Raw genomic sequence first — 22,925 nt, 5'->3', positions numbered from 1 at the left:
CCCCCGGCAGCACCACCGGACCGCCGCCAGCAGCGACCGCGACGGCACCACGCACGTGGACCATCACGCTCCCACCCGACCCCCGCCCACGAGAACGCGACCCGGTTCCCACCGGCTGATCGGGGCTTGTCGGCCGCGCGCAGGCGGCAGAGCCTCCTGCTGAGCACCGGGCAGGGTCCGGCTCGGACCTCTCGGCGCCTGGTGGGAGCGTGCCGCCGTCGCGCTCGCACGCCAGCACGCCCTCGCATCGCAGCTCGTCGCAGCGTGCCGCGACGCAGGAACGCAACGTGTCATCCAAGCGCAGTGCACGGTGCACCCGCGTGGCTGGCACCGGGACAGCGGGTCCTCCACCGACCGGGCGTCGGGCCGCGGGGTGCCCAGCGTCAGGGGCAGGAGATGAGGTTGAGCGCCAGGCTGACGTTGCGCGAGGGGGCGGACGGGGCCACCCAGCTCGTGCCGGGAAGGACTGCCCGGACGCTGACCCGCCAGGTCCCGAGGCCGAGCAGGGCGCGGTTGACGGTGTAGGACGTCGCCGTGGTCGTCGTCGTCGCGGCGACCACGCCGGTCGTGGCGCCGGTGACCGTCACGACGTACTGACGGTTGGGCGCCCCGGTCCAGGTGAACCTCGCGCCCTCGGCCTCGACGGCGCAGTTCAGGCCGGTGACCGGTTCGACGGTGCCGGCGGTCAGGGCACCCGTGGTCACGGCAGCGGCGTCGCTGAAGGCCGCCTGCGTGCTCCGGGCCGACGAACCGAGCGCGACCAGGGCCAGCAGGGTCAGCGCCACGACGACCCGGGTACCGGACCTCACGGCACCACCTGCTCCGCGGTCAGGTCGAGCTGCAGCGTCCCGGTCTTGCCCTGGTTGGCGTTGGCGGCGGTGCTGGGCATGGCCACCAGCAGGCACAGCGGCTCCTCGGCCCCTCCACCCAGCGGCCCGCGGGCGCTGAACAGGGCCTGCGGGCCGCCGGACGGTGCGACGGCGACCGCGCTGCTGTGGAGGGCGGTGCCGCCGCAGCTGCCGGTCCTCGGGTAGCTCGTCCCCGCCGCCGTGGTCGGGCCCGCGTAGACCTGCAGGGTGATCGCGGTGGCGTCGTAGGTCCACGGCTGCGAGGCGGCACGGGTCACCGTGGCGGAGTACCGCACCGGCACGCCGCCGACGTTGCGCACGGTCAGCGGGAAGGCCAACCGCTCGCCGGGGTACAGGTTGCTCGCTGCGATCGAGGTCTTGGTGTAGGCGGTGCCCGTCCCGACCGCCCCGCCGCTGTCCAGCTGCAGGTCCAGCGTCCCGGCCGTGATCTGCCCCGTGGTCACCTGCGCGGTGTCCTGCCAGTAGGCGTAGCTGGACGCCCCGCCGACCCCGAGCACCACCGCCGCGGCCAGTGCCAGCACCGGCCGCCACAGCGACCTCGGGCGGCGGGTCTGCTCCACCGCGCGCCGTGGCCCGCTCATGTCGTCCTCCTCGCGGCACGGCGCGGTCCCAGCACCACCGCGCCGGCACCCACCGCCAGCAGCCCCAGGACCACCACCCAGCCCCGCACCGTGGTCCCGGTGGCCGCGAGCTCGTCCCCGAGCCCGTCCGCCACTCCGGCGACCCGCCCTCCGCCGTCCCCGGCGGTGCCGGTCAGCCGCACCTGCAGACCCAGGTCCCCGGTCAGTCCGAAGGTGCTCTCGTCGGCCCCGGCAGCCATGGCCACCCGCAGCTCGAGCGGCACGCTGGCCCCCGGAGCGAGGTCCGGCACGGCGGCCACGGTGGCCGGCACGGCGGCGACCGGGGCGCTCTCGCCGTCGCCGGCGCGTCCGGTGATGCTCAGCTCGCCCCGCGCCAGCGGCCCGGCGAGCGCGGGAGCGTCCAGGGTCACCGCCAGGTCGGCCGTCTCGCCGGACTCGTTGCGCACCCACAGCGTCCCGGTGCGGACGTCACCGGGCACCCACCGCACGGCGGGGTCGAACAGCGGTCCCGTGAGCGAGTCGGCGTAGCTGCGCCCGTCGGCGCTCAGACCGATCCGCGGGTCGGCCGACGCGGGCACCCCCGGCTGCAGCAGCAGGCCACCGGCGAGCAGCGCCATCCCGACGGCCCTCCGCCGCCCGGGCCGACGTGGCCGGTTCACCGCGCCCTCCTCGGCCGGGCCCGTACACCGCTGCCGCGGCGGTCCCGCAGCGCGCCGACGAACATCACGACGGCGTAGCCGGCCAGCGCCAGGGCGCCCAGCTGCACCACCACCAGCCGCACGGATCCGGTGAGCAGGTTGTTCACGTACCCGAGCCAGGGCAGCGTGTACCAGACCACGCCACGCACCTGCACGGCCCGGACCAGCTCGGCGTCCGGCTCGGCGTTGACGTCGCCCTGGGTGACGAAGGCGCGCTCGCCGTCCAGCTGGCGGCTGGCCACCACCCGGTGAGTGACCACGGTCGGCTCACCCGAGCGCAGCTGGTAGGTCACCACCTGACCCAGCCGGATCTCCGCCGGGTCCACCGGGCGCACCACGATCAGGCTCCCCGGCGGGTGGGCGCGACCCATCGACCCGGTGAGGACGGTGTAGGTGGTGGCCCCGGCCAGCCGGGGCACCAGCACGGCCGCCGCCAGCACAGCCCCCAGCAGCAGGATCAGGGTCCAGCACAGCACCCGCCAGAGCCATCCGCCGACGAGGCGGAGAGGACGAGCGGGTGCGGCCGGCGGTGCGGTCAGCACCTCGGCGTCGAGCATCGGCCCGAGCGTCAGGCAGAGACCTGGGTGGCCGTGATGGTGAACGCCTCCAGGTCGATGACGGTGCCCTGCGAGCCGTTGTCCACCGTCGTGCCGACCGGCACGCTCACCACGATGGTGGCGTCGATGGTGCTGCCGTCGTCGGCGTCGGTGATCTCGGTGACCTGCTCACCGCCCACCAGGAAGGTGCCGGTGACGGTGTAGTCCGAGGGGTCCATGGCGGGGGCGGCGTCGCCGACCGCGGCGGCCGTCACGTCGAGGTCGGCCCGCAGGTTCGTCCCCTCCGCGGTGATGGCCACCGAGCAGGTCTTGGTCAGCACGTCACCGGGGACGACGTCCTCCGCGGCGACGTCGAACGGGGCGCCGGTGACGCCCTCGACGGCGTTGGTCACCGTCCAGCCGGCGGTGTCGCAGGCCGCGGCGTCCAGGGCCAGCTGGCCGGCGGTGATGGTGCCGCCGTCGACGTCCTCGGTGGCCTGCCAGTAGGCGAGCGAGCCGCCGCCGCCGAGCAGCAGGGCCGCGGCCGCCAGTGCAGCCAGAGAACCCTTGGTGGTCTTGTTCATGTGTGAGCCTTCGTGTGGGCAGGGAACAGCAGAATGAGCGGTTCCCCGAGTCCGCAGGCGAAATGCTAACCCGATACGTCCAGCGATCAAAAAGAACTTCGCGCCGCTGACTTCGCAGACGCTAGGACCTCCGTCGGATCAGGCCGCTGGGCCGGTGCTGGCACGCACGACCAGGCGGGGTTCCGCCGGCTCGGGCACCACCGGGGTCACCCCGGCGGGGGTGGTGAGGGCGAGACGCTGCCAGGCCCGGGCCCCGTTGCCGGCGAAGTCGAGAGCCACGCTGGTCAGCGGCGGGTGGGAGTAGGCGGCGAAGGGGACGTCGTCGAACCCGGCCACCGAGATCTCGCCGGGGACGTCGACCCCCTGCTCGTCCAGGGCGCTGAGCAGCCCCAGCGCGACCAGGTCGTTGAAGCAGACGACGGCCGTCACCCCCGAGGACACGACCGCGGGGGCCGCCGCCCGGCCGTCGGACAGCGACGTGCCGCCGGGCAGCACGGTCACCTCGAGGTCGTCCCGCCGGGAGCGGTACTCCTCGATGCCCTGCAGCCGGGCCGCGTTGGAGTCCGAGGCGGAGGGCCCGGCGAGGTACAGCACCCGGCGGTGGCCGAGCCCGGTCAGGTGCGTCAGCANCCTCCTCAGGCAGGTCGCGACGGTTCACCACCACCGCCGGGGCCAGCTCGGCCACCAGCTCGGCCAGCGGACCGGCCGGCATGCGCGGCGAGCACAGCACGATGGCGTCCGCCCGGCGGCGCAGGTCGCGGGCGAGGCCCGGCTCGTCGGCGGCGGTCTCGCGGGAGTCGCCCACCAGCACCCGGAAGTCGTCGCGCACGGCGGCCGCCGAGAGCCCGTGCAGCACCGCCTGGAACACCGGGTTGCCCAGGTCGGGCACCACCATGGCGACGGTGTCGGTGCGGCCGTTGACCAGTCCCCGGGCCAGCGGGGAGGGCGCGTAGCCGAGCTCGGCGGCGGCGGCCCGCACCCGGGCACTGAGCTCGGCGTCCACCGTGCGGCGGCCGTTCATCACCCGCGAGACGGTGGCCAGGGAGACCCCGGCCACGCGTGCGACGTCGGCGATGGTCGCCACCTTGGTGGCCGTGCCCCGGGCCATCGCCCCTCCACAGTGCTGGGAAAACGCTTCCCCGGCATGCTAGACCGGCCTCCCGGCCGGGGTCGACCCCTCGTCGGGAGCACTTCCCCGCTCCGTCCGCGGACTCGTCGGCGACACCTCTCGACGCCACCGCGCGGGACTGGTAGGAAAGGAGGAAAGCGCTTTCTGACGGAAGGTCCCATCCCCATGTCCCGCGAACGCTACGGACTCATCGGCACCGGCTCCCGGGCCGGCATGTACATCAGGGCCATCACCGGCGACCACGCCGACAAGGCCGAGCTGGTCGCCTGGGCCGACCCCAACCCGGGGCGCCAGGACCACTACGACAAGGTCTTCGACGAGGCCGGGCTCCCCCGCCCGCACCGGTGGGACCCCGCCGACCTGGAGCGGATGATCGCCGAGGAGCGGCTGGACCGGGTCGTCGTCACCACCCCGGACCACCTGCACGCCGAGTACGTCGCCCGCACCCTGCTGGCCGGCGCCGACGCCGTGGTCGAGAAGCCGCTCACCATCGACGCCGAGGGCGTCCGGCGGATCAGCGACGCGGTGGCGCAGAGCGGGCGCGACGTGGTCACCACCTTCAACTACCGCTACAGCCCCCGCAACAGCTCCCTCAAGCGGCTCATCACCGAGGGCGCCATCGGCCAGGTCACCAGCCTGCAGTTCGAGTGGGTGCTGGACACCTCGCACGGCGCCGACTACTTCCGCCGCTGGCACCGCTACAAGGACCGCTCCGGCGGGCTCTTCATCCACAAGGCCTCCCACCACTTCGACCTCATCAACTGGTGGATCGACGCCGTGCCGACCAAGGTCTACGCCAGCGGCGGGCTCAAGTTCTACGGCGCCGACAACGCCCGCGCCCGCGGGCTGGGCCCCCGGCCCGAGCGGGGCACCGGGCACGCCGAGAACGACCCCTTCGCCCTGGACCTCACCCGCAACCCCACCCTCAAGGCGCTCTACCTCGACAACGAGCACCATGACGGCTACCTGCGCGACCGGGACGTCTTCGACGAGGGCATCACCATCGAGGACAACTTGTCGGTCGTCGTCGACTACGACAACGGCGCCGGCCTGAGCTACTCCCTCAACGCCCACAGCCCCTGGGAGGGCTACCGCGTCGTGGTGAACGGCACCGAGGGCCGCGCCGAGCTCGAGGTCATCGAGCGGGCCGCGGTGATCGTCGAGGAGGACGCCGAGGGCGTGGTCGACCCGAGCGCGGCCCCGGCCGACTTCGGCGCCGACCCCGTCCGCCCGGAGGGCGAGCGGCTGGTCCTGCAGCGGCACTGGCAGCGCGCCGAGGAGGTCGAGATCCCCGCCGGGATCGGCGGCCACGGCGGCGGCGACGCCTACCTGCTGGAGCACCTGTTCACCCGCACCACCACCGACGAGCCGCTGCACCGGGTGGCCGGTCTGGCCGACGGCGTGGCCGCCGTGTCGGTGGGCATCGCCGGCAACCGGTCGCTGGAGACCGGGCAGGCCGTCGAGATCGCCGAGCTGGGGCTGCGGGGCGACGGCTCCTGACCGCTAGGGTGGCGCGGCGGGCGCCGGCCGGGAGCGCGCCCGGCCGCCGACGCCCGGGAGGACCTGTGCCGACTCGCCCGCCGCGTCGACCCGGTGACGGGCGACGGCCGGCCGGGCGGGGCTTCGCCCTGCTCGGCGAGGTGCTGCTGACCGGGGTGCTGGTGCTCGTGCTGGCCCTGCCGCTGCTCACCCTGCCCCTCGCGCTGGCCGTGGGCATGCGTCACCTCCGCCGCCACCTCGCGGGCGAGGGCTCCCGCCGCTCGGGCCTGCGGCAGGACGTCCGGCGTGGCCTGCTGCCCTCCCTCCCGGCGGGAGTGGCCGCCCTGCTGGTGTGGGCGGTGCTGTCGGTGGACGTCGTGCTGGGCGCCACCGGCGTGCTGCCCGGCGGGCGCGTGGTGGCGCTCGCCGGCGCGCTGGCCAGCGCCGCGGTGGCGGTCGCGGTGCTGCTGGCCGCCCGCGGCTGGACCCCCGAGCGGGGCTGGCGGGCGTCCCTGCGTGGGGTGCGGGCCGACGTCACGGCCGACCCGGCCGGCGCGCTGTACCTGCTGCTGGCCACGGTGCTGGTGGCCCTGCTGACCTGGCAGCTCCTCCCCCTGCTGGTGCCCGGTCTGGGCCTGCTCGCCTTCGCGGCCGTGGCCGTCGAGGAGCGACGCACCGCGCTCCCCGGACCCCGAGACCGACCTGATCCCGACGAACCGAGAGAGGACTGACCCGTGCACTACGGCGGTGACTACAACCCCGAGCAGTGGCCCCGCGAGGTGTGGCGCGAGGACGTCGCCCGGATGCAGGAGGCCGGCGTCAACCTGGTCAGCGTCGGCATCTTCTCCTGGGGCCGGATCCAGCAGCGGGAGGGCGAGTACGACTTCGAGTGGCTCGACGAGGTCCTCGGCCTGCTGCACGAGGGCGGGATCTCGGTCGACCTGGCCACCGCCACCGCCTCACCGCCGCCGTGGGTGTCGGCCCGCTACCCCGACGTCCTCGCCCGCGACGCCGACGGCGCCAGCTACTGGCCGGGCAGCCGGCAGCACTACTCCCACGCCTCCCCGAGCTACCGGCGGCTGGCCGCGGAGCTGGTGACGGCCATCGCCGAGCGCTACGCCCAGCACCCGGCGGTGGTGATGTGGCACGTCAACAACGAGTACGCCTGCCACCTGCCCCGCGACTACTCCGACGCCGCCGCGGCCGGGTTCCGGCGCTGGCTGGAGCGGCGCTACGGCGACGTGGACACGCTCAACGCGCGCTGGGGCACGGCCTTCTGGTCCCAGCACTACACCTCCTTCGAGGAGGTCCAGCCGCCGCGGAAGGCCCCCTACAGCCACAACCCGACGCAGCTGCTGGACTTCGCCCGCTACACCGACGAGTCGTTCCTGGAGCTGTTCCGCACCGAGCGCGACATCATCCGCGCCGCCGGCGCCACCCAGCCGGTCACCACCAACTTCATGGGACCGTTCAAGCCGCTGGACTACTGGCGGTGGGCCCGGGAGGTCGACCTCGTCTCCGACGACGCCTACCCCGACCCCAACGTGGCCGAGTCCTTCCGCGACGCCGCCTTCCAGCGCGACCTGGTCCGCTCGCTCAAGCCAGGCACCCCCTGGCTGCTGATGGAGCAGTCCAGCGGCGCGCTGAACTGGCGTCCCCGCAACGCCCCCAAGGCACCGGGGCAGATGTCCGCCCTCAGCGTGCAGGCCGTCGCCCGCGGCTCGGACGGGGTGCTGTTCTTCCAGTGGCGCCAGTCCCGCGGGGGCTCGGAGAAGTTCCACTCCGCGATGCTGCCCCAGGCAGGGACGCGCTCCCGCACCTGGCGCGAGGTGGTCGGCCTCGGAGCCGACCTGGCGGCGCTGCCGCCGCTGCCCGCCCCCGGCGGCGAGGCGCGGGTGGCGCTGGTGCTGGACTGGGAGAGCTGGTGGGCGGTGGAGAACCCCGACCACCCGGCCAGCTTCGAGCTGCTGCCGCTGCTGCAGCGCTGGTACCGCTCGCTGCACCGGCGCCACGTCCAGGTGGACCTGGTCCACCCGGGCGCCGACCTCACCTCCTACACGCTGGTGGTGGCCCCGCAGCTCTACCTGCTGACCGACGGCTCCGCGGCGAACCTGACCGGCTTCGTCGCCGGCGGCGGCCACCTGGTCGTCACCCCGTTCAGCGACGTGGTGGACGCCGACGACCGCTTCCCCGACGGCGGCTACCTGACCCGGCTCGGCCCGCTGCTGGGGGTCTGGCTCGACGACTTCGGCGCCCTCGACGTCCCGGGCGGTCCCGGCGAGGACGCCGCCCCGGTCGGCGGGGTCGACGGGGCGCCCTCCTTCACCGGCGAGCTGTTCGCCGAGGAGCTGCACGCCGACGACTGCGAGGTGCTGGGCCGCTACACCGGCGGGCGGCTGACCGGCTGGCCGGCGTTGACCCGGCGCCGCCACGGCGACGGCGTCGGCTACCACCTGGGCACCGTCCCCGACGAGGCCGGGACCGACGCGGTGGTCGGCTGGCTGCTGGAGCAGGCGGGGGTGGCGCCGGTGCTGGCCGGGCTGCCGCCCCAGGTGGAGGCCGCCCGCCGCGGCGACGTGGTGACGCTCATCAACCACTCGACGTCACCGGTGGCGGTCGGCCTCGACGGCCTGGACGTGCTCGCGGCACCCGTCGGGGCCACCCCGTCCGCCGGGGGGACGCTGGAGCTCCCCGGCTACGGCTGGGTCATGCTCCGCGGTGACGGGCCAGCTGCTCCTCGAGGTTGAACACCTCGGTCAGCTCGAGGAAGCCGGTGTCGGGGGCGCCCTCGAGGTCGACGAAGAACTCCGCCATCTCGGCCTGCCACCGGGCGTTGACCTCGGTGGCGGCCATGGCGGCCTGGGCGCGCTCGAGGGAGTCGGTCTCGAAGTAGCCGATCAGCAGCCCGTCGGGGCGCAGGAACAGCGAGTAGTTGTGCCAGCCGGCGGCGTCCAGCGCCTCGGCCATCTCGGCCCAGATCGGGTCGTGGCGACGGGTGTACTCCTCGATCCGCTCCGGCTTGACCTGCAGCTGGAAGCAGACCCGGCGGCGCTGCTCTGCCATTCCTCGAACTCCTCGCTCGTCCGGCGGCCCGCTGCCGCCCCTCTCCGGACCCTATCCACCCCCTACCCGCCCCGGTCCCCCGCGGGACAGTGGGCGGAGACGACACCGGAGAGCCCCCATCAGGGCCTCCCACCGGTCGTTCCCGACCACTGTCCGGTGGGGTGGGGCGGTGGGGGTGGGGGTCAGGGGCGCTCGCGGGCCACGGCGATGCCGCGGAGCTCGGGCTGGGTGACGCCGTTCAGGACCAGGGGCGTGCTGCGGCGGGAGACGGCGCAGTAGTAGTGCTCCAGGGCGCCGTCGCGGGCGATCACCGCGGGCTTGTGGGCGTGCACCTCGTCGACCGAGCCGGCGGGGCCGACGTCGAGCAGCACCTCCTCGCCCTTGGTCCAGTGCAGCAGGTCGGGCGAGGTGGCGTAGAGGTCGCGGGCGTGCCCGCCGGTCTGCAGGCCGAAGTAGAACATCACCCAGCGCCCGGCCTCCTCGTCCTCCAGCACGCAGGGGTCGGAGGCGAACCACTCGTCCACCGCCCCCTCCCCGCCGTGCGGGAGCAGGGGCTCGGCGGAGACCCGCTGCCAGCTGAGCAGGTCGTCGCTGACCGCGGCGCCCGTCTGCTCGTGCCAGCGCCGCTCGGTGGTCTTGGCGTTGTAGAACAGCCAGTAGCGGCCCTGGGCCCGCATGATCCAGGACTTGTACAGCCCGCCCTGCTCCCATTCCCCGCCCTCCTCGGGGCGGATCAGCGGGCCGAACTCCTCCCAGCTGCGCAGGTCGGTGGAGCGGGCGAAGCCGATCACCCCCGGACCGGACTCGTAGCCCGGCGACGGGTAGGCGTGGAAGGTGGCGACGTAGTGCCCGTCCACCTGCAGCAGCCGTCCCTCGCTGCGCAGCCCGTTCTCGCGCAGCAGCGAGGTGATCGCGGTGTTGTAGCGGCGGTGCGGCACGTCCTGCTGGCGGGGGAAGACGAGCTCGGGCACCGACCAGCTGCCGTCGGCCTGCTCCCAGCAGAGCCCGGTCTGGTACCCGACGCCGTCCCAGCCGACCAGGGTCATCCCGCGTCGGCCGTCGACGGTGAACACGAACGGGCAGTCGACGGCGAGCGAGTCGAAGCGCTCGGGGTCCTCCGAGGGCGCCACCACCAGGTGCTCGGAGCGGTGGGGAGTCGAGTAGCTCATGCTGGGGTCCTCTCGGTGGGGGTGAAGGCGATCCGGTGCTCCCCGGGGCCCAGGTCGCCCGGCTCACCGGGGACGAGCGCGTACCCCGGCGGGGCCTGCACGGTGGCGGCGCCCCCGTCGGGGACGCGCACCTCGGCCTCCAGGCGTCCGCCGGTCAGCCGCCAGGCCACGGCGTAGCGACCACGGGGGCTGTCGTAGCGGGTGGTGGCGGAGGTGACGTCGGCCACCGGCCGGGGACGCACCACCGCCCGGGCCCAGCCGACGGAGCCCTCGGCCTGGCTCAGCCCGCCGACGCCCTCGGTCAGCCAGGCGTCGACGTAGCCGAGCATGAAGTGGTTGGCCGACATCCGCGTCGACGCGCCCCGCCAGGACTCCGCCAGCGCGGTCAGCCCGGTGTCCAGCATGGTGCGGTAGCTGGGGTGGCGGGGGTTGAGCAGCATCTCGTGCAGCAGCTCGTCCTGCTCCAGCTCGAGCAGGACGTCCACCAGGGCCGGCAGCCCGATCTCGCCCACGGTGACCGCCCGGTCGCCCGCCTCGACCACGGCGAGCAGGTCCGCGACCGCGGCCCGCCGCTCCTCGGGCGAGAGCACGCCGGCGTGCAGCAGCAGCGCCGTGCTCGCCTGGCTGCCCGAGCCGAAGCGCGGTCCGCCGGTGTGGTCGGGCGGCCGGACGTGGGCCGCGTGCAGCAGCTGGCGGACCTCCCGGGCCTGCGCGGCGTACCCGGCGGCGGCCTGCTCCTCCCCCAGCAGGGTGGCGGCCTCGACCGCGGCGTCGAGCAGCCGGGCGTGGCCGTAGCCGGCGACCAGCGAGGCGGGGGTCGAGACGTCCTCGGTGATCCAGTCCCCCAGCCCGGTGGCCAGCAGCGCCCCGTCCGCCGTGTCGGCCAGGTACTGCAGGTAGCGCCGGGCCACCGGCCAGGCCTCGCGCAGCGGCGCCAGGGTGGCGTAGCTGCGGTGCAGCTGCAGCGGGACGTGCAGCACCGCGCCGCCCCAGTTGACGTCGTCGCGGAACCCGAGCGGGTTGAACGGCCACTCCCGCTCGGTGGGGTCGAAGTCGAAGACGACCAGCTCCGGGGCGGTGTCGGGCACCAGCCCGGTGGCGGTCTGGGCGTCGGCCATGTGGGTGACCAGCTCGGCCCAGTGGTGCTCGACGTCGAACATCCGGGCCACCGGCCGGAACACCAGGTGGGCCTGCTCCAGCCAACCGAGCTTCTCCCGGTGCGGGCAGTCGGTGGGGACGCTGTAGAGGTTCGACTGCACCGCGTGCTCGACCAGGCGGTGGACGCCGGTCAGGGCGGGGTCGGAGCACTCGAAGGTGCCCACCGGGGTGTCGTCGGTCATCAGCCGCTCGACGGCGCAGCCGAGCCAGCGCTCGGCGCCCTCGACCGGTTCCCCGGTGGCGGCGTCGCTGACCCGCAGCTCCAGGTGGCGGAAGCCGTGGTAGCCGAACTGCGGAGCCCAGCGGGCCGGACCACCGGCGGTGGTGTAGCCGTCGACGATCGGGCTGCCGGTGGTGCTCTGGTCCACCCGACCCTGCTCGTCGAGGTACTCCGCCGGCCAGGTCTCGATGCGCACCCCGGCCGGGGTGCCGGGGCCCAGCTGCAGCACCTGGCGGCCGGCGAGGTTGCGGCCGGCGTCGGCGGCCAGCACGCCGGGGGCGAGCGGGGTGAGCGGCAGCGGACCGAGCCGCTCCACCACCCGCACCGGCGGCGCGGAGCGGCGCCACGGGACCGGCCCGTCCTGGACCGGCACCACCACGGCCGGCACCGCGCCGGCCACCGCGTCCCGGCTCCGCCAGCCGGCCGGCTCCAGCCGGGCGTCGTACTCCTCCCCGCCGTACCAGTGCGCGAGCCGGGTGGGTCCGAGCAGGGCCTCCCACCGCTCGTCGGAGTCGATCCGCTGCGAGCTGCCGTCGCGGTCGCGCAGCCGGAGGCCGACCCGGGCCATCGGCGCCCAGCGGGTGCGGACGTACTTGGTGTAGCGGCCCTCGACCGCGCGCACGCAGGCGGTGCCCTCCCCCAGCTCGAGGGTGAGCACGTTGCGGCCGACCTCGAGCTGGTCGGTGAGGTCCAGGGTGACCACCTCGACCCGGCGCGCGAACTCGCTCATGCCGGGACGCAGCAGCGCGTCGTCGACCGGGCGGCCGTTGACGTGCAGCACCCACACGCCGAGCGCCATCACGTCGACCTCGGCGTGGGCCAGCCCCTCCCCCACCACGAACGAGCGCTGCAGCACCGGTGGCGCGGTGAGGTCGTCGGCGGGTACCACCCAGTCCGGGTGGGTGATCCAGCTCGCCTGCTCGACCGGCTCGCCGGTGCGTGGCTCGTCCATGGTGGGGAGGTCTCCTGATCTCAGCTGGTGTAGGCGGCGTCGAGCTCGGCGACGAGCCCGTCGACGGTCTGGGTGCCGGCGAAGAGCGCCTGGACGCCCTCGAAGTGGGCCTGCTGCACCCGCGGGTTCGGCCAGGTCTGGTCCGGCCACTGGGCGACCATGCCCTGCTCGGTGGCCGCCAGCACCACCTCGTCGGCCTGGGTGCCGGAGTAGCTGTCGTCGACCTCCAGGCCCGGGGAGGCCTTGGAGGCGGTGGCGTAGACCGACTGCACCTGGGGCGTGGCCATGAACTCCAGGAACTTCTTCGCCGCCTCCGGGTCCGCGGCCTTGGCGTTCATCGACAGCGTCACCCCGACCCCGGTGGAGAGCCGGGTCTCGGCGGGGTCGTCGGTGGCCGGCAGCGGCGCGAACTCGATCTCGGTGCCGGTGGGGGCCCCGGTGAGGGTGGCTCCGATGGTCAGCGACAGCCCGACCGTGGCCAGGGTGTCGCCGGCCCGCAGCTCGTCCTGCACGGTGGAGAAGGCGGTGCCGTTGGGGTTGTCGTTGAAGCAGCCCGCCTCGCCCATCTCCAGGTACTTGGCGAAGACGTCGCGCCACTCCGAGTCGGCGAAGCTGGTCTCGCCGGCGGCCATCTTGGCGTCGAGCTCGGGGTCGTCCTGGACGAGGGTGGCGGCCAGGGCGTACGGCACCATCTGGCCGGTCCAGGCGTCCTTGAGCCCGAGCCCGTAGGCGACCTTGCCGGCGTCGCTGGCGTCGGCGCAGAACTGCAGCACCTCCGACCAGGTCGTGGGGATGGACAGCCCGGCCTCCTCCAGCGCGGTGGCGTTGTACATGCCGCCGATGCCGGAGGAGTTCATCGGGACGCCGACCACGCGCCCCTCGCCGTCGACCATGACGCTGCGCAGCGACTCCGAGAGCCGCGAGGTGAACGACAGGTCGGACAGGTCGGCGAGGAAGCCCTTCTCCGAGGCCTGCACGACCGCCAGGTTGGAGCCGTTGCCGGGGAAGGTCCGCAGCACGTCGGGGGCGGTGCCGCCGGCCAGCTGGGTGGTGACCACCTGCTGGTAGGAGGTGCCCGGGGCGGTGTACATGGTGACCTTGTAGCCGGGGTTGGCCTCCTCGAAGAGCCGGATGGCCTCGCGGTCCGCGTCGGGGGACTGGGAGAGGTAGGTGACGACGCGGTCGCCCTCCTGGATCTCCTTGTCGGCGTCGGCGTTCTGCAGCTCGCCGCCGTTGACCCCGGCGGCGCCGGATCCGGCCGTGCTGCAGCCGGCCGTCACGGCCAGCAGCGACAGCACTGCTCCGGCCGCCAGCGCCAGCCGCGCCGGCCGCCTCGTGGTGCTCGTCATGGGGGTTGCTCCTTCCGGGAGGGGTACCGGGCTCAGCCCTTGAGCCCGGCCGCGAAGCCCTTGATGATGTGCTTCTGGGCGAACAGGTAGAACAGGAGGATCGGCGCGATCGAGATGAGCAGCGCCGAGAACACCAGCGGCCAGTCGGCGGTGTAGGTGCCGACGTAGCTGTAGACCGCCAGCGGGGCCGTCAGGTTGGAGCCCGAGGACAGGTAGATCAGCGGGATGAAGAAGTCGTTCCAGCAGCCCAGCGCCTGCAGGATCAGCAGCGTGCCGGTGATCGGGCGCATCAGCGGGAACACCACCCGGGCGAAGGCCTTCACGCCGCCGCAGCCGTCGAGGGCGGCGGCCTCCTCGTAGTCGCGGGGCAGCTCGCGCAGGAACGTCGTGTAGAGGAAGACCCCGAACGGCATCGCCCCGCCGACGTGGATCAGCACCACCGCCCAGATCGTCCCCATCAGACCCAGGTCGCGGATCAGGATGTAGAGCGGGATGGTGGCGGCCTGGCCGGCGAACAGCAGCCCCAGCACGAAGAAGTAGAACAACCCCTTCGACCAGGCCTGGGTGTAGCGGGCCAGCGGGTACGCCGCGGCGCTGGACAGCACGATCATCGGCACCACCGAGAGCACGGTGATGATCGCGCTGTTGGCCAGCGCGGGACCCATCGCCGAGGACGTCCAGGCGGTGACCAGGTTGTCGAAGTTCGGCGGCCAGGTGGCGTCGAGCGGCCCGGGGGCGGCGTCGGGGTTGCGGAAGGCGACGCTGAACAGCACGAAGAAGGGGATGAAGAAGACGACGCCGGCGGCCAGCAGGCCGACCTCGAGCAGCATCGTCCGCCAGGTGTAGGGGCGCATCAGATCTCCCGCCGGGTGAGCCGGATCTGGGCGATGGCGATGACCGCCACAACCAGGGTGAGCAGGACGCCCTGGGCGATCGCCAGCGGGAAGTCCAGCAGCGTGAAGGCGTTCTTGTAGATGACGGTGGAGATGGTCTCGGTGGCACCGGCCGGCCCGCCGCCGGTCATCGCGTAGACCATGTCGAACTGCTTGAGGGTGCCGGTGATGGTGAGCATGAGGTTGATGACCACGGCGCCGTTGATCAGCGGCAGCACGATGGCCATCAGCCGCCGGAACGAGCCGGCCCCGTCGATCTTGGCGGCCTCGACCAGCTCGGCCGGCACGTTCTGCAGGGCGGCGAGGTAGATGACCATGGTGATGCCGACGCCCTGCCAGACGATGGCCGCGGCCACCGCCCACAGCGAGACCCCGGGGTCGCCGAGCCAGTCCTGCTGGGCACCCTCCAGGCCGAGGGCGCCGAGGATCTGGTTGACCGTGCCGCGGGGGTTGAGCAGGTAGGTCCACAGGTAGCCGGTGACGATCGCGGTCAGCACCACCGGCAGGAAGAACACCAGCCGCAGCAGGTAGCGCGACTTCACCGTGGTGTTGAGCCCCAGCGCCAGCAGCAGCCCGAGCACGTTCTGCACCACCACCACCGCCAGGGTCAGCAGCACGGTGTTCACCATCGCCCCGTAGGAGGAGCGGTCGTCGAAGACGCGGGCGAAGTTGTCCAGCCCCACCCACTCGAACTCCGGGCTCAGGCCGTCCCAGGTGGTGAAGGAGTAGCCGAACCCCTGCAGGTTGGGCACCACCACCACGACCAGGTAGGCGACCAGCGCGGGCAGCACGAACCACTTCGGCGGGCGGATCCCCACCCGGGAGCGGCGCCGGCGGGTGGTGGGACCGGGCGCGGCGGCGCCCGGCTGGCCCACGCTGCGGGCGGCGACCACCGACGCGTCGTCCTGGACTGTCGTCATCGACACTTCCTCCCACCGTCGGGCCTGGTTTGAACAAACGATTGCGCAAGAACCCTGCCCCCTGCTCCGCCCGACTGTCAAGCGTCTTGCGTGGAGCGGCAGGTGTGCGCCTATAGTGACGTGGCAATCGTTTTTTCAGTGCGCCCGGCGACGGTGACGCACCCGGTTCGACGAGGAGCTGTGTTGTCACACGCGCTGTGGTTCCGCCACCCGGCCACCCGCTGGACCGAGGCGCTGCCCGTCGGCAACGGCCGGCTGGCGGCGATGGACTTCGGCGGCGCGACCGAGGAGCTGCTGCAGCTCAACGAGGGCACGCTGTGGTCCGGCGCCCCGCTCGACCCGGCCGACGCCGTGGGCACCGCTGCGGCCACCGCGGCCCTGCACCGCGCCCGCACCGCCCTCGCCGAGGGCGACCCGGCCGGCGCGGAGGCGGCCGTGCAGGCGCTGCAGCACGGCTACCCGCAGTCCTACCTGCCCTTCCTCGACGTCTCCCGCCGCATCCGCACCGCCGGCGAGGTGGGCGCCTACTCGCGGCGGCTCGACCTCGGACGGGCGGTCAGCACCACCGCCTTCACCCTGGACGGGCAGCCGGTCGAGCAGCAGGTGTGGGTCTCCGCCGAGCACCAGGTGCTCGTGCTCGACCTGCGCAGCGAGCAGCCGCTGGAGGTGGAGCTGGAGCTGGGCTCGCTGCTGCGCACCGACTCCCTGGAGGTGGCGGGCACCCTCGCCTCCGGCGTCTACCGGGCACCGGCCGACGTGGCGCCGGACTGGGCCCGCTCCGCCACCCCCGTGCGCTGGAGCGACGACCCGACCGCCGCGCCGCGGGCCGCGCTGGCCTCCCGGGTGCTGACCGACGGGGCCGCGGCGTGGCGGACCGAGGACGGCAGGCTGCGGCTGACGGTCACCGGGTGCCGCCGGCTGACCCTGCTGCTCGCCGTGGCCACCACCGCCACCGGTCCCGGCCGGCGTCCCGACGGCTCGCTGGCCGAGGCGGCGGCCCTGGCCACCGGGCGGGTGGAGCGCGCCGCCGCCGACGGGGTGGAGGCGGTCCGCGAGCGCCACCTGCGCGACCACGCCGCCCTGTACGGGCGCACCCGGCTGACCTTCGGCGCCGACGGCGGGGCCACCGACCCCGACGCAGACACCCGCTCGAACGGCACGGACTCCCACCTGAACGGCACAGGCCCCCACCTGAACGGCACAGGCCCCCACCTGAACGGCACAGGCCCGGGCGCCCCCGACCTCGCCACGCCCGACACCGCCGAGCGGCTCGCCGCGGTGCAGGGCGCCGACGGCGCCGACCCGTGGGCCGACCCCGACCTGGTGGCGCTGGTGTTCCACCTGGGCCGCTACCTGCTGATCAGCGCCTCGCGCGAGGGCGGCGTGCCGGCCAACCTGCAGGGCATCTGGAACGCCGAGCTGCAGCCGCCGTGGAGCTCCAACTACACGGTCAACATCAACCTGCAGATGAACTACTGGCTGGCCGAGCTGACCGACCTGCCCGAGTGCCTGCCGCCGCTGTTCGAGCTGGTGGCCGCGCTGGCCCGCCGCGGCGAGGAGACCGCGCGCCGGCTCTACTCCGCACCCGGCTGGGTGGCCCACCACTGCAGCGACGTGTGGGCCTACACCGAGCCGGTCGGCGACGGCACCCACGACCCCTCCTGGGCCTTCTGGCCGATGGCCGGCCCCTGGCTGGTCACCCACCTGTGGGACCACGTCCGCTTCGGCGCCGACGACGACTTCGCCCGCGACACCGCCTGGCCGCTGGTGCGCGGCTGCGCGGAGTTCGTGCTGGCCTGGCTGCAGCCCGGGCCCGACGGCACCCTCGCCACCACCCCCAGCACCTCGCCGGAGAACCGCTACCTGCTGCCCGGCGGCAGCAGCAGCTCCGTCGGCACCAGCTCCACCATGGACCTCGTGCTCGCGGCCAACCTGCTCCGCGTGGTCGAGGAGCTCGCCGCCCGGCTGGGCGTCGAGGACGAGGTGGTCGCCGCCGCCCGCGCCGCCCGGCCGCGCATCCCCGCCCCCGAGGTGGGCGACGACGGGCTCGTCGCGGAGTGGGCCGGCAACCCGCCGATGGAGGACCCCCGGCACCGCCACACCGCCCACCTGTGCTTCCTCCACCCGCTGGACGCCCCGGTGCCGGCCGGGCTGGCCGAGGCCGCCTCGCGCAGCCTGGACGCCCGCGGCGACGAGTCCACCGGCTGGGCGCTCGCCTGGCGGATGGCCATGCGGGCCCGGCTGGGCCAGCCGGAGGCGGTCGAGCGGCTGCTGCGGCTGTTCATGCGCACCGTCTCCGACGACCGCGGGCCGTGGTCCGGGGGCCTCTACGGCAACCTCTTCGCCGCCCACCCGCCCTTCCAGATCGACGGCAACCTCGGCGTCGTGGCCGCTCTCGGCGAGGCGCTGCTGCAGAGCCACCGCGGCGCCCTCGAGCTGCTGCCGGCCCTCCCGCCGGGGGCACCCGACGGCTCGGTCACCGGTCTGGTGGCCCGCCCGGGGATCTCGGTCGACCTGAGCTGGCGCGACGGGCGTCCGGTGCGGGCGACCCTGCGGGCCCGGGTGCCCGCGGCCGCCGGCCGCCACCTCGTCCGGTACGCCGGCACCGAGACGACCGTCGACCTCTCCCCCGACCACCCCCTCGAGCTCGTCCTCGAGGCCGCCGCGACGTCAGGAGCAGCCCGCCCATGACCCACTCCTCGCTGCCGCTGGAGGGCGTCCTCGTCCTCGACTTCAGCCAGTTCCTGGCCGGCCCGGTGGCCGCCCTGCGGCTCGCCGACCTGGGGGCCCGGGTGATCAAGATCGAGCGCCCGCTGGTCGGCGACATCGGCCGCACCCTCGCCTTCGCCGGGCTCCGCGCCGGTGTCGACACCATCTCCTTCCACGCGATGAACCGGAACAAGGAGAGCGTGGCCGCCGACCTGAAGGACCCGGCGCAGCTGGAGTGGGTGCGCGGGCTGGTCCGCCGCGCCGACGTGGTGATCCAGAACTTCCGGCCCGGGGTGATGGAGCGCCTCGGCCTGGACTACGCCACCATCGCCCGGGACAACCCCGGTGTGATCTACGGCAGCATCACCGGCTACGGCGACGCCGGGCCCTGGAAGGACCGTCCCGGCCAGGACCTGCTCGCTCAGTCGATCTCGGGCATCCCGTGGCTGCAGGGCGGCGACCGCCCGATCGCGGTCGGGCTGTCCATCGCCGACCACCTGGCCTCCTGCCACCTGGCCCACGGCGTCACCGCCCTGCTGCTGCGCCGCGCACGCACCGGGGAGGGCGGCCACGTCGAGACCAGCCTGCTGGAGTCGATGCTCGACCTGCAGTTCGAGCTGCTGAGCACCAAGCTGACCCGCCCGGAGGAGGTCACGGTGCAGAAGCGCGGCGAGCACTCCGCCCACAGCTTCCTGTCCGCCCCGTACGGCATCTACCCCACCGCCGACGGCTACGTCTCCATCGCCATGAACCCGGTGCCGCTGATCGGGCGGCTGCTCGAGCTGCCCGAGCTGGAGGCGATGACCGACCCGCAGTCGTGGTGGGACCGCCAGGTGGAGATCGAGCAGCTGATCTCGGCCCGGATGCGCACCGCCGGGTCCGAGCACTGGCTGGCCCTGCTGGACGCGGCCGACGTCTGGTGCGCCCCGGTGCACACCCTGGAGCAGCTCGTCGCCCACGACGGCTTCGCCGCCATCGACATGGTGCAGAGCACGAGCCGCACCGAGCCCGACGGCAGCCTGACGACCGTCCGCACCACCCGCAGCCCGCTGCGCATCGACGGCCGGACGCTGCGCAGCGAGCGCGGCGCACCCGTGCTCGGTGCCGACACCGAGGCCGTCCGCGCCGAGCTCACCCCGACCCTGGACGAGGCGGTGAACGGATGAGCGTCCACCTGCAGGGCATCACCTGGGAGCACGAGCGCGGCCACGGCTCGGTGGTCGCCGCCAGCCGCGCCTACCGCGAGCAGCAGCCCGACGTCGAGATCACCTGGACGGCCCGCTCGCTGCAGGCCTTCGCCGACCAGCCCCTCGAGGCGCTGGTCGAGCGCTACGACCTGCTGGTCGTCGACCACCCGCACATCCCGTCGGCCGCCGAGGAGGGCCTGCTCGCCCCGCTGGACGAGCACCTGCCCGCCGAGCTCGACGACGCCGCCTTCGTCGGCCCCTCGCACGCGACCTACCGCCACGGCGGGGCGCAGTACGGCCTGGCCACCGACGCCGCCGCCCAGGTGGCCGCCTACCGCCCCGACCTGCTGCCCGAGCCGCCGCGCACCTGGCCGGAGGTGCTCGAGCTGGCCCGCGCCGGCCGGGTGCTGTGGCCGGCCAAGCCGATCGACGCCTTCTCCTCCCTCGTCACCCTCTGCGCCGGCACCGGTGCGGCGGTGATGACGGCCGACGGGTTCGTCGACCGCGACGTCTTCGAGGAGTCCTTCCAGGTGCTCGGCGAGCTGGCCCGGCTGGTGCCCCAGGAGTGCCTGTCGGCCAACCCCATCGAGGTGGCCGAGCGGCTCACCGGCTCCGACCGCTGGGCCTACGCCCCGCTGCTGTTCGGCTACACCAACTACAGCCGCGAGGGCTACCGGGCCACCCGGCTGGCCTACACCGACATCCCGCTGCGCGACGGCGAGCCCCGCGGCTCGCTGCTGGGCGGCGCCGGCATCGCCGTGTCCGCGCGCAGCCGCCACGTCCCCGAGGCGGCCCGCTTCGCGGCCTGGCTGGCCTCCGGGCCGGTGCAGCGGGGCGCCTACTTCGACGGCGGCGGCCAGCCCGGCCACCTGGCGGCCTGGGAGGACGAGACCCTCGACGCCGCCACGCTGGGCTTCTTCAGCGGCACCCGCCGCACCCTGGAGCAGGCCTACGTCCGACCGCGCCACCCCCGGTTCCTGGCCCTGCAGGACACCGCCTCGCCCTGGGTCACCGAGGCGCTGGCCGGGCGCACCACCCCCGCGGAGCTGTTCGAGCGGCTGGACCAGGCCAGCCGCGACCACCTGAGAGAGGACGACCGTGCTCGTCGTTGACCGCTACCTCGAGGACTACGTCGTCGGGGAGACCCGCACCACGCTGGGACGGACGATCACCGAGGCCGACGTGATGATCCACGCCGGCCAGACCGGCGACTTCTTCCCCCACCACGTCGACGCCGAGTGGTGCGCCACCCAGAGCTTCGGGCGCCGGATCGCCCACGGCACCCTGGTGCTGTCGGTGGCGGTCGGGATGACCGCCGGGGACGTCAACCCGCAGGCGATGAGCTACGGCTACGACCGGATCCGCTTCGTCCGCCCCGTCTTCCTCGGTGACACGATCACCGTGCGGGCCGAGGTGGTTGCGATCCGCGACTCGGCGAAGAACCCGGCCGTGGGCCACGTCGACGAGCAGGTCACCGTGACCAACCAGGACGGCGACGTCGTGCTGGCCCTCACCCACCTCTACGTCGTGAACCGGAAGGACGTCGGCTGAGCATGGTCATCGACAGCCACCTGCACGTCTGGGACCGCAGCCGCTCCCGCTACGCGTGGCTGGACGGCGCCGACCCCCGGCTGACCTCCTCGCTGCACCTGGCCGACGTCCGCCCCGAGCTCGCCGCCGCCGCCGTCACCGGCGTCGTGCTGGTGCAGGCCGACGACACCGTCGAGGAGACCGAGTACCTGCTGGAGGTGGCCGCCGCCGAGCCCGAGGTGCTCGGGGTGGTCGGCTACGTCCCGCTGCACGAGCCGGAGACGGTGGCCGAGCTGCTGCCCCGCTGGCAGCAGGAGCCGCGCCTGGTGGGCCTGCGCAACCTGACCCACGACCGTCCCGACCCGGACTGGATCCTGCGCCCCGACGTCACCCGGGGTGTGGAGCTGGTCGCCGCGGCCGGGCTGCCGCTGGACTACGTCGCGGTGCTGCCGCAGCACCTGGCCGACGCCGCCGTCCTGGCCCGGCGCCACCCCGGGCTGACGGTCGTGCTGGACCACCTCGGCAAGCCGCCGCTGGGCGCGGCCGCGGAGCGCCGGCAGGAGTGGGAGCGGCTGCTGCGGGCGGTCGCCGCCGAGCCCGGCGTGGTGGCCAAGGTGTCGGGGCTCTACGGCGCCGACGACCCCGACGCCTGGACGCCCGCGGACCTCGCCTGGGCGGTCGAGGTCGCCCTCGACGCCTTCGGGCCCGAGCGGCTGATGTACGGCGGGGACTGGCCGGTGTCGCTGCTGGCCGGCGGCTACACCCGGGTGTGGCAGGGGCTGTCGGCCGCGCTGCAGCGCTGCTCGGAGCAGGAGCGGCGCCAGGTGCTGCAGGGCACCGCCACGACCGTCTACCGGCTGCCCGCCGCAGGAGGGACGCGATGACCTACCCCGAGCTGGCCCCGGACCCCGCCTACCAGCTGGCGCCGCCGTCGGCACCGCGCCCGATCGTGGTCGTCGGCGCCGGCGGCATCGTCCGCGACGCCCACCTGCCGGCCTACCGCAAGGCCGGTTTCCCGGTGCACGCCCTGGTCGACGTCGTCCGCTCCAAGGCCGAGGACCTGGCCGCCCGCTTCGGCGTCCCCGCCGTCTTCGGGTCGGTGGCCGACGCGGTGGCCGACGCCCCCGCCGACGCGGTCTACGACGTCGCGCTGATGCCGGAGCAGTTCGAGGACACCCTGCGCCAGCTGCCCGAGGGGGCCGGTGTGCTGCTGCAGAAGCCGCTGGGGCACCGGCTCGCCGAGACCCGCCGGCTGCAGCAGCTGGTGCGCGAGCGGCGGCTGGTGGCGGCGGTCAACACCCAGCTGCGGTTCGCCCCCTACGTCCAGGTGGCCCGGCGGCTGATCGCCGAGGGCGTCGTCGGCGAGCTGGTCGACCTCGAGGTGCGGGTGTCGGTCGAGACCCACTGGGAGCTGTTCCCGCAGGTCTTCGGGCTCGACCGGCTGGAGTTCAACATGCACTCGGTGCACTACCTCGACCTGGTGCGCTCCTTCCTGGGCGACCCCACCTCGGTCAGCGCCGTGACGGTCCCCCACCCGGCCAAGCCGCACCCGAACACCCGTTCCGCGGTGCTGCTGCACTACGCCGGACGGCCGCTGCGGGTGCTGGTCTCGACCAACCACGACAACTCCTTCGGCGCCGAGCACGAGGCGAGCTCGATCACCTGGCAGGGCACCCGCGGGGCGGTGCGCGCCCAGATGGGGCTGCTGCTGGACTACCCCCGCGGCGGGCCGGACCGGCTGCAGCTGGCCACCGCCGAGCACGGCTGGCGGGACGTCCCCTTCGAGGGCTCCTGGTTCCCCGACGCCTTCATCGGCTCGATGGCCGCGCTGCAGAACCACCTCACCGGCGCCTCCGCCGCGCTGCCGACCTCCGTCGACGACGTGGCCCGCACGATGGC

At 74.1% G+C, this 22,925-nt stretch carries 21 protein-coding genes; 9 read left to right on the top strand and 12 right to left on the bottom strand.

The window, feature by feature from the left end; translation table 11 throughout:
• Positions 1–383 precede the first annotated feature (383 nt).
• The 6 genes from GC722_RS01540 to GC722_RS17500 form a co-directional block, all read right to left on the bottom strand.
• Positions 384–809 carry a hypothetical protein gene (locus GC722_RS01540; protein WP_156607341.1) on the bottom strand — a complete coding sequence of 142 codons (426 nt, stop codon included), beginning with the start codon at positions 807–809 and terminating at the stop codon, positions 384–386.
• The gene (locus GC722_RS01535) at positions 806–1,450 is read right to left on the bottom strand and encodes a SipW-dependent-type signal peptide-containing protein (RefSeq protein ID WP_156607340.1); all 645 of its coding nucleotides are present in this window, start codon (positions 1,448–1,450) and stop codon (positions 806–808) included. Before GC722_RS01535 ends, GC722_RS01540 begins: the two co-directional genes overlap by 4 nt.
• The gene (locus tag GC722_RS01530; RefSeq protein WP_156607339.1) at positions 1,447–2,109 is read right to left on the bottom strand and encodes a hypothetical protein; all 663 of its coding nucleotides are present in this window, start codon (positions 2,107–2,109) and stop codon (positions 1,447–1,449) included. The genes GC722_RS01535 and GC722_RS01530 overlap by 4 nt, the downstream gene beginning before the upstream one ends.
• On the bottom strand, positions 2,106–2,705 hold the full coding sequence (locus GC722_RS01525) for a signal peptidase I (protein WP_156607338.1): 600 nt from the start codon (positions 2,703–2,705) through the stop codon (positions 2,106–2,108). The genes GC722_RS01530 and GC722_RS01525 overlap by 4 nt, the downstream gene beginning before the upstream one ends.
• A gap of 11 nt (positions 2,706–2,716) precedes the next feature.
• Positions 2,717–3,268: an alternate-type signal peptide domain-containing protein gene (locus tag GC722_RS01520; protein ID WP_156607336.1), complete on the bottom strand. Its 552-nt coding sequence runs from the start codon at positions 3,266–3,268 to the stop codon at positions 2,717–2,719.
• Between the two features lie 138 nt (positions 3,269–3,406).
• Positions 3,407–3,862, bottom strand: a complete 456-nt coding sequence (locus GC722_RS17500) for a substrate-binding domain-containing protein (protein ID WP_197429683.1) — start codon at positions 3,860–3,862, stop codon at positions 3,407–3,409.
• Positions 3,863–4,562: 700 nt separating this feature from the next.
• On the opposite strand from GC722_RS17500, the gene GC722_RS01510 reads away from it, so the two are divergent.
• From GC722_RS01510 to GC722_RS19085, 3 genes are all read left to right on the top strand, one after another.
• Complete coding sequence (locus GC722_RS01510) at positions 4,563–5,897, top strand: Gfo/Idh/MocA family protein (RefSeq protein ID WP_156607332.1); 1,335 nt, start codon at positions 4,563–4,565, stop codon at positions 5,895–5,897.
• Positions 5,898–5,962: 65 nt separating this feature from the next.
• Positions 5,963–6,607 carry a hypothetical protein gene (locus tag GC722_RS01505; protein WP_197429682.1) on the top strand — a complete coding sequence of 215 codons (645 nt, stop codon included), beginning with the start codon at positions 5,963–5,965 and terminating at the stop codon, positions 6,605–6,607.
• A 3-nt stretch (positions 6,608–6,610) separates the two neighbouring features.
• Complete coding sequence (locus GC722_RS19085) at positions 6,611–8,623, top strand: beta-galactosidase (protein ID WP_156607330.1); 2,013 nt, start codon at positions 6,611–6,613, stop codon at positions 8,621–8,623.
• On the opposite strand, the gene GC722_RS01495 is transcribed toward GC722_RS19085, so the two are convergent.
• The 6 genes from GC722_RS01495 to GC722_RS01470 form a co-directional block, all read right to left on the bottom strand.
• A complete protein-coding gene (locus tag GC722_RS01495) occupies positions 8,583–8,939 on the bottom strand; it encodes an L-rhamnose mutarotase (protein WP_156607328.1) in 357 nt (118 codons plus the stop codon). The two genes, GC722_RS19085 and GC722_RS01495, sit on opposite strands and share 41 nt — an antisense overlap.
• A gap of 182 nt (positions 8,940–9,121) precedes the next feature.
• On the bottom strand, positions 9,122–10,108 hold the full coding sequence (locus GC722_RS01490) for a glycoside hydrolase family protein (RefSeq protein ID WP_156607326.1): 987 nt from the start codon (positions 10,106–10,108) through the stop codon (positions 9,122–9,124).
• Positions 10,105–12,438, bottom strand: coding sequence for a family 78 glycoside hydrolase catalytic domain (locus GC722_RS01485; RefSeq protein WP_156607324.1), 2,334 nt, complete (start codon positions 12,436–12,438; stop codon positions 10,105–10,107). The genes GC722_RS01490 and GC722_RS01485 overlap by 4 nt, the downstream gene beginning before the upstream one ends.
• Positions 12,439–12,458: 20 nt before the next feature.
• The gene (locus GC722_RS01480; RefSeq protein WP_156607322.1) at positions 12,459–13,787 is read right to left on the bottom strand and encodes an ABC transporter substrate-binding protein; all 1,329 of its coding nucleotides are present in this window, start codon (positions 13,785–13,787) and stop codon (positions 12,459–12,461) included.
• Positions 13,788–13,819: 32 nt separating this feature from the next.
• Positions 13,820–14,641, bottom strand: coding sequence for a carbohydrate ABC transporter permease (locus GC722_RS01475; RefSeq protein WP_156607320.1), 822 nt, complete (start codon positions 14,639–14,641; stop codon positions 13,820–13,822).
• Positions 14,641–15,600, bottom strand: a complete 960-nt coding sequence (locus GC722_RS01470) for a carbohydrate ABC transporter permease (RefSeq protein ID WP_156607318.1) — start codon at positions 15,598–15,600, stop codon at positions 14,641–14,643. The genes GC722_RS01475 and GC722_RS01470 overlap by 1 nt, the downstream gene beginning before the upstream one ends.
• 183 nt (positions 15,601–15,783) lie before the next feature.
• On the opposite strand from GC722_RS01470, the gene GC722_RS01465 reads away from it, so the two are divergent.
• The 6 genes from GC722_RS01465 to GC722_RS01440 all read left to right on the top strand — a co-directional run.
• Complete coding sequence (locus GC722_RS01465; RefSeq protein WP_156607316.1) at positions 15,784–18,291, top strand: glycoside hydrolase family 95 protein; 2,508 nt, start codon at positions 15,784–15,786, stop codon at positions 18,289–18,291.
• Positions 18,288–19,475, top strand: coding sequence for a CaiB/BaiF CoA transferase family protein (locus GC722_RS01460; protein WP_156607314.1), 1,188 nt, complete (start codon positions 18,288–18,290; stop codon positions 19,473–19,475). The genes GC722_RS01465 and GC722_RS01460 overlap by 4 nt, the downstream gene beginning before the upstream one ends.
• On the top strand, positions 19,472–20,608 hold the full coding sequence (locus tag GC722_RS01455; protein ID WP_156607312.1) for an extracellular solute-binding protein: 1,137 nt from the start codon (positions 19,472–19,474) through the stop codon (positions 20,606–20,608). Before GC722_RS01460 ends, GC722_RS01455 begins: the two co-directional genes overlap by 4 nt.
• Positions 20,595–21,047 (top strand): MaoC family dehydratase, encoded by a 453-nt coding sequence (locus GC722_RS01450; RefSeq protein ID WP_331714276.1) that lies wholly within the window; start codon positions 20,595–20,597, stop codon positions 21,045–21,047. The genes GC722_RS01455 and GC722_RS01450 overlap by 14 nt, the downstream gene beginning before the upstream one ends.
• 2 nt (positions 21,048–21,049) lie before the next feature.
• Positions 21,050–21,910, top strand: coding sequence for an amidohydrolase family protein (locus GC722_RS01445; RefSeq protein WP_156607310.1), 861 nt, complete (start codon positions 21,050–21,052; stop codon positions 21,908–21,910).
• Positions 21,907–22,925, top strand: a 1,019-nt coding sequence (locus tag GC722_RS01440; protein WP_156607636.1) for a Gfo/Idh/MocA family protein, incomplete at its 3' end; no start/stop codon positions are given. The genes GC722_RS01445 and GC722_RS01440, both read left to right, overlap by 4 nt.

It is taken from the genome of Auraticoccus cholistanensis (assembly GCF_009742705.1).
Taxonomy (GTDB): domain Bacteria; phylum Actinomycetota; class Actinomycetes; order Propionibacteriales; family Propionibacteriaceae; genus Auraticoccus; species Auraticoccus cholistanensis.
Note: the sequence above shows the minus strand (reverse complement) of the source record. Positions and strands in the feature narration are given on the sequence as shown.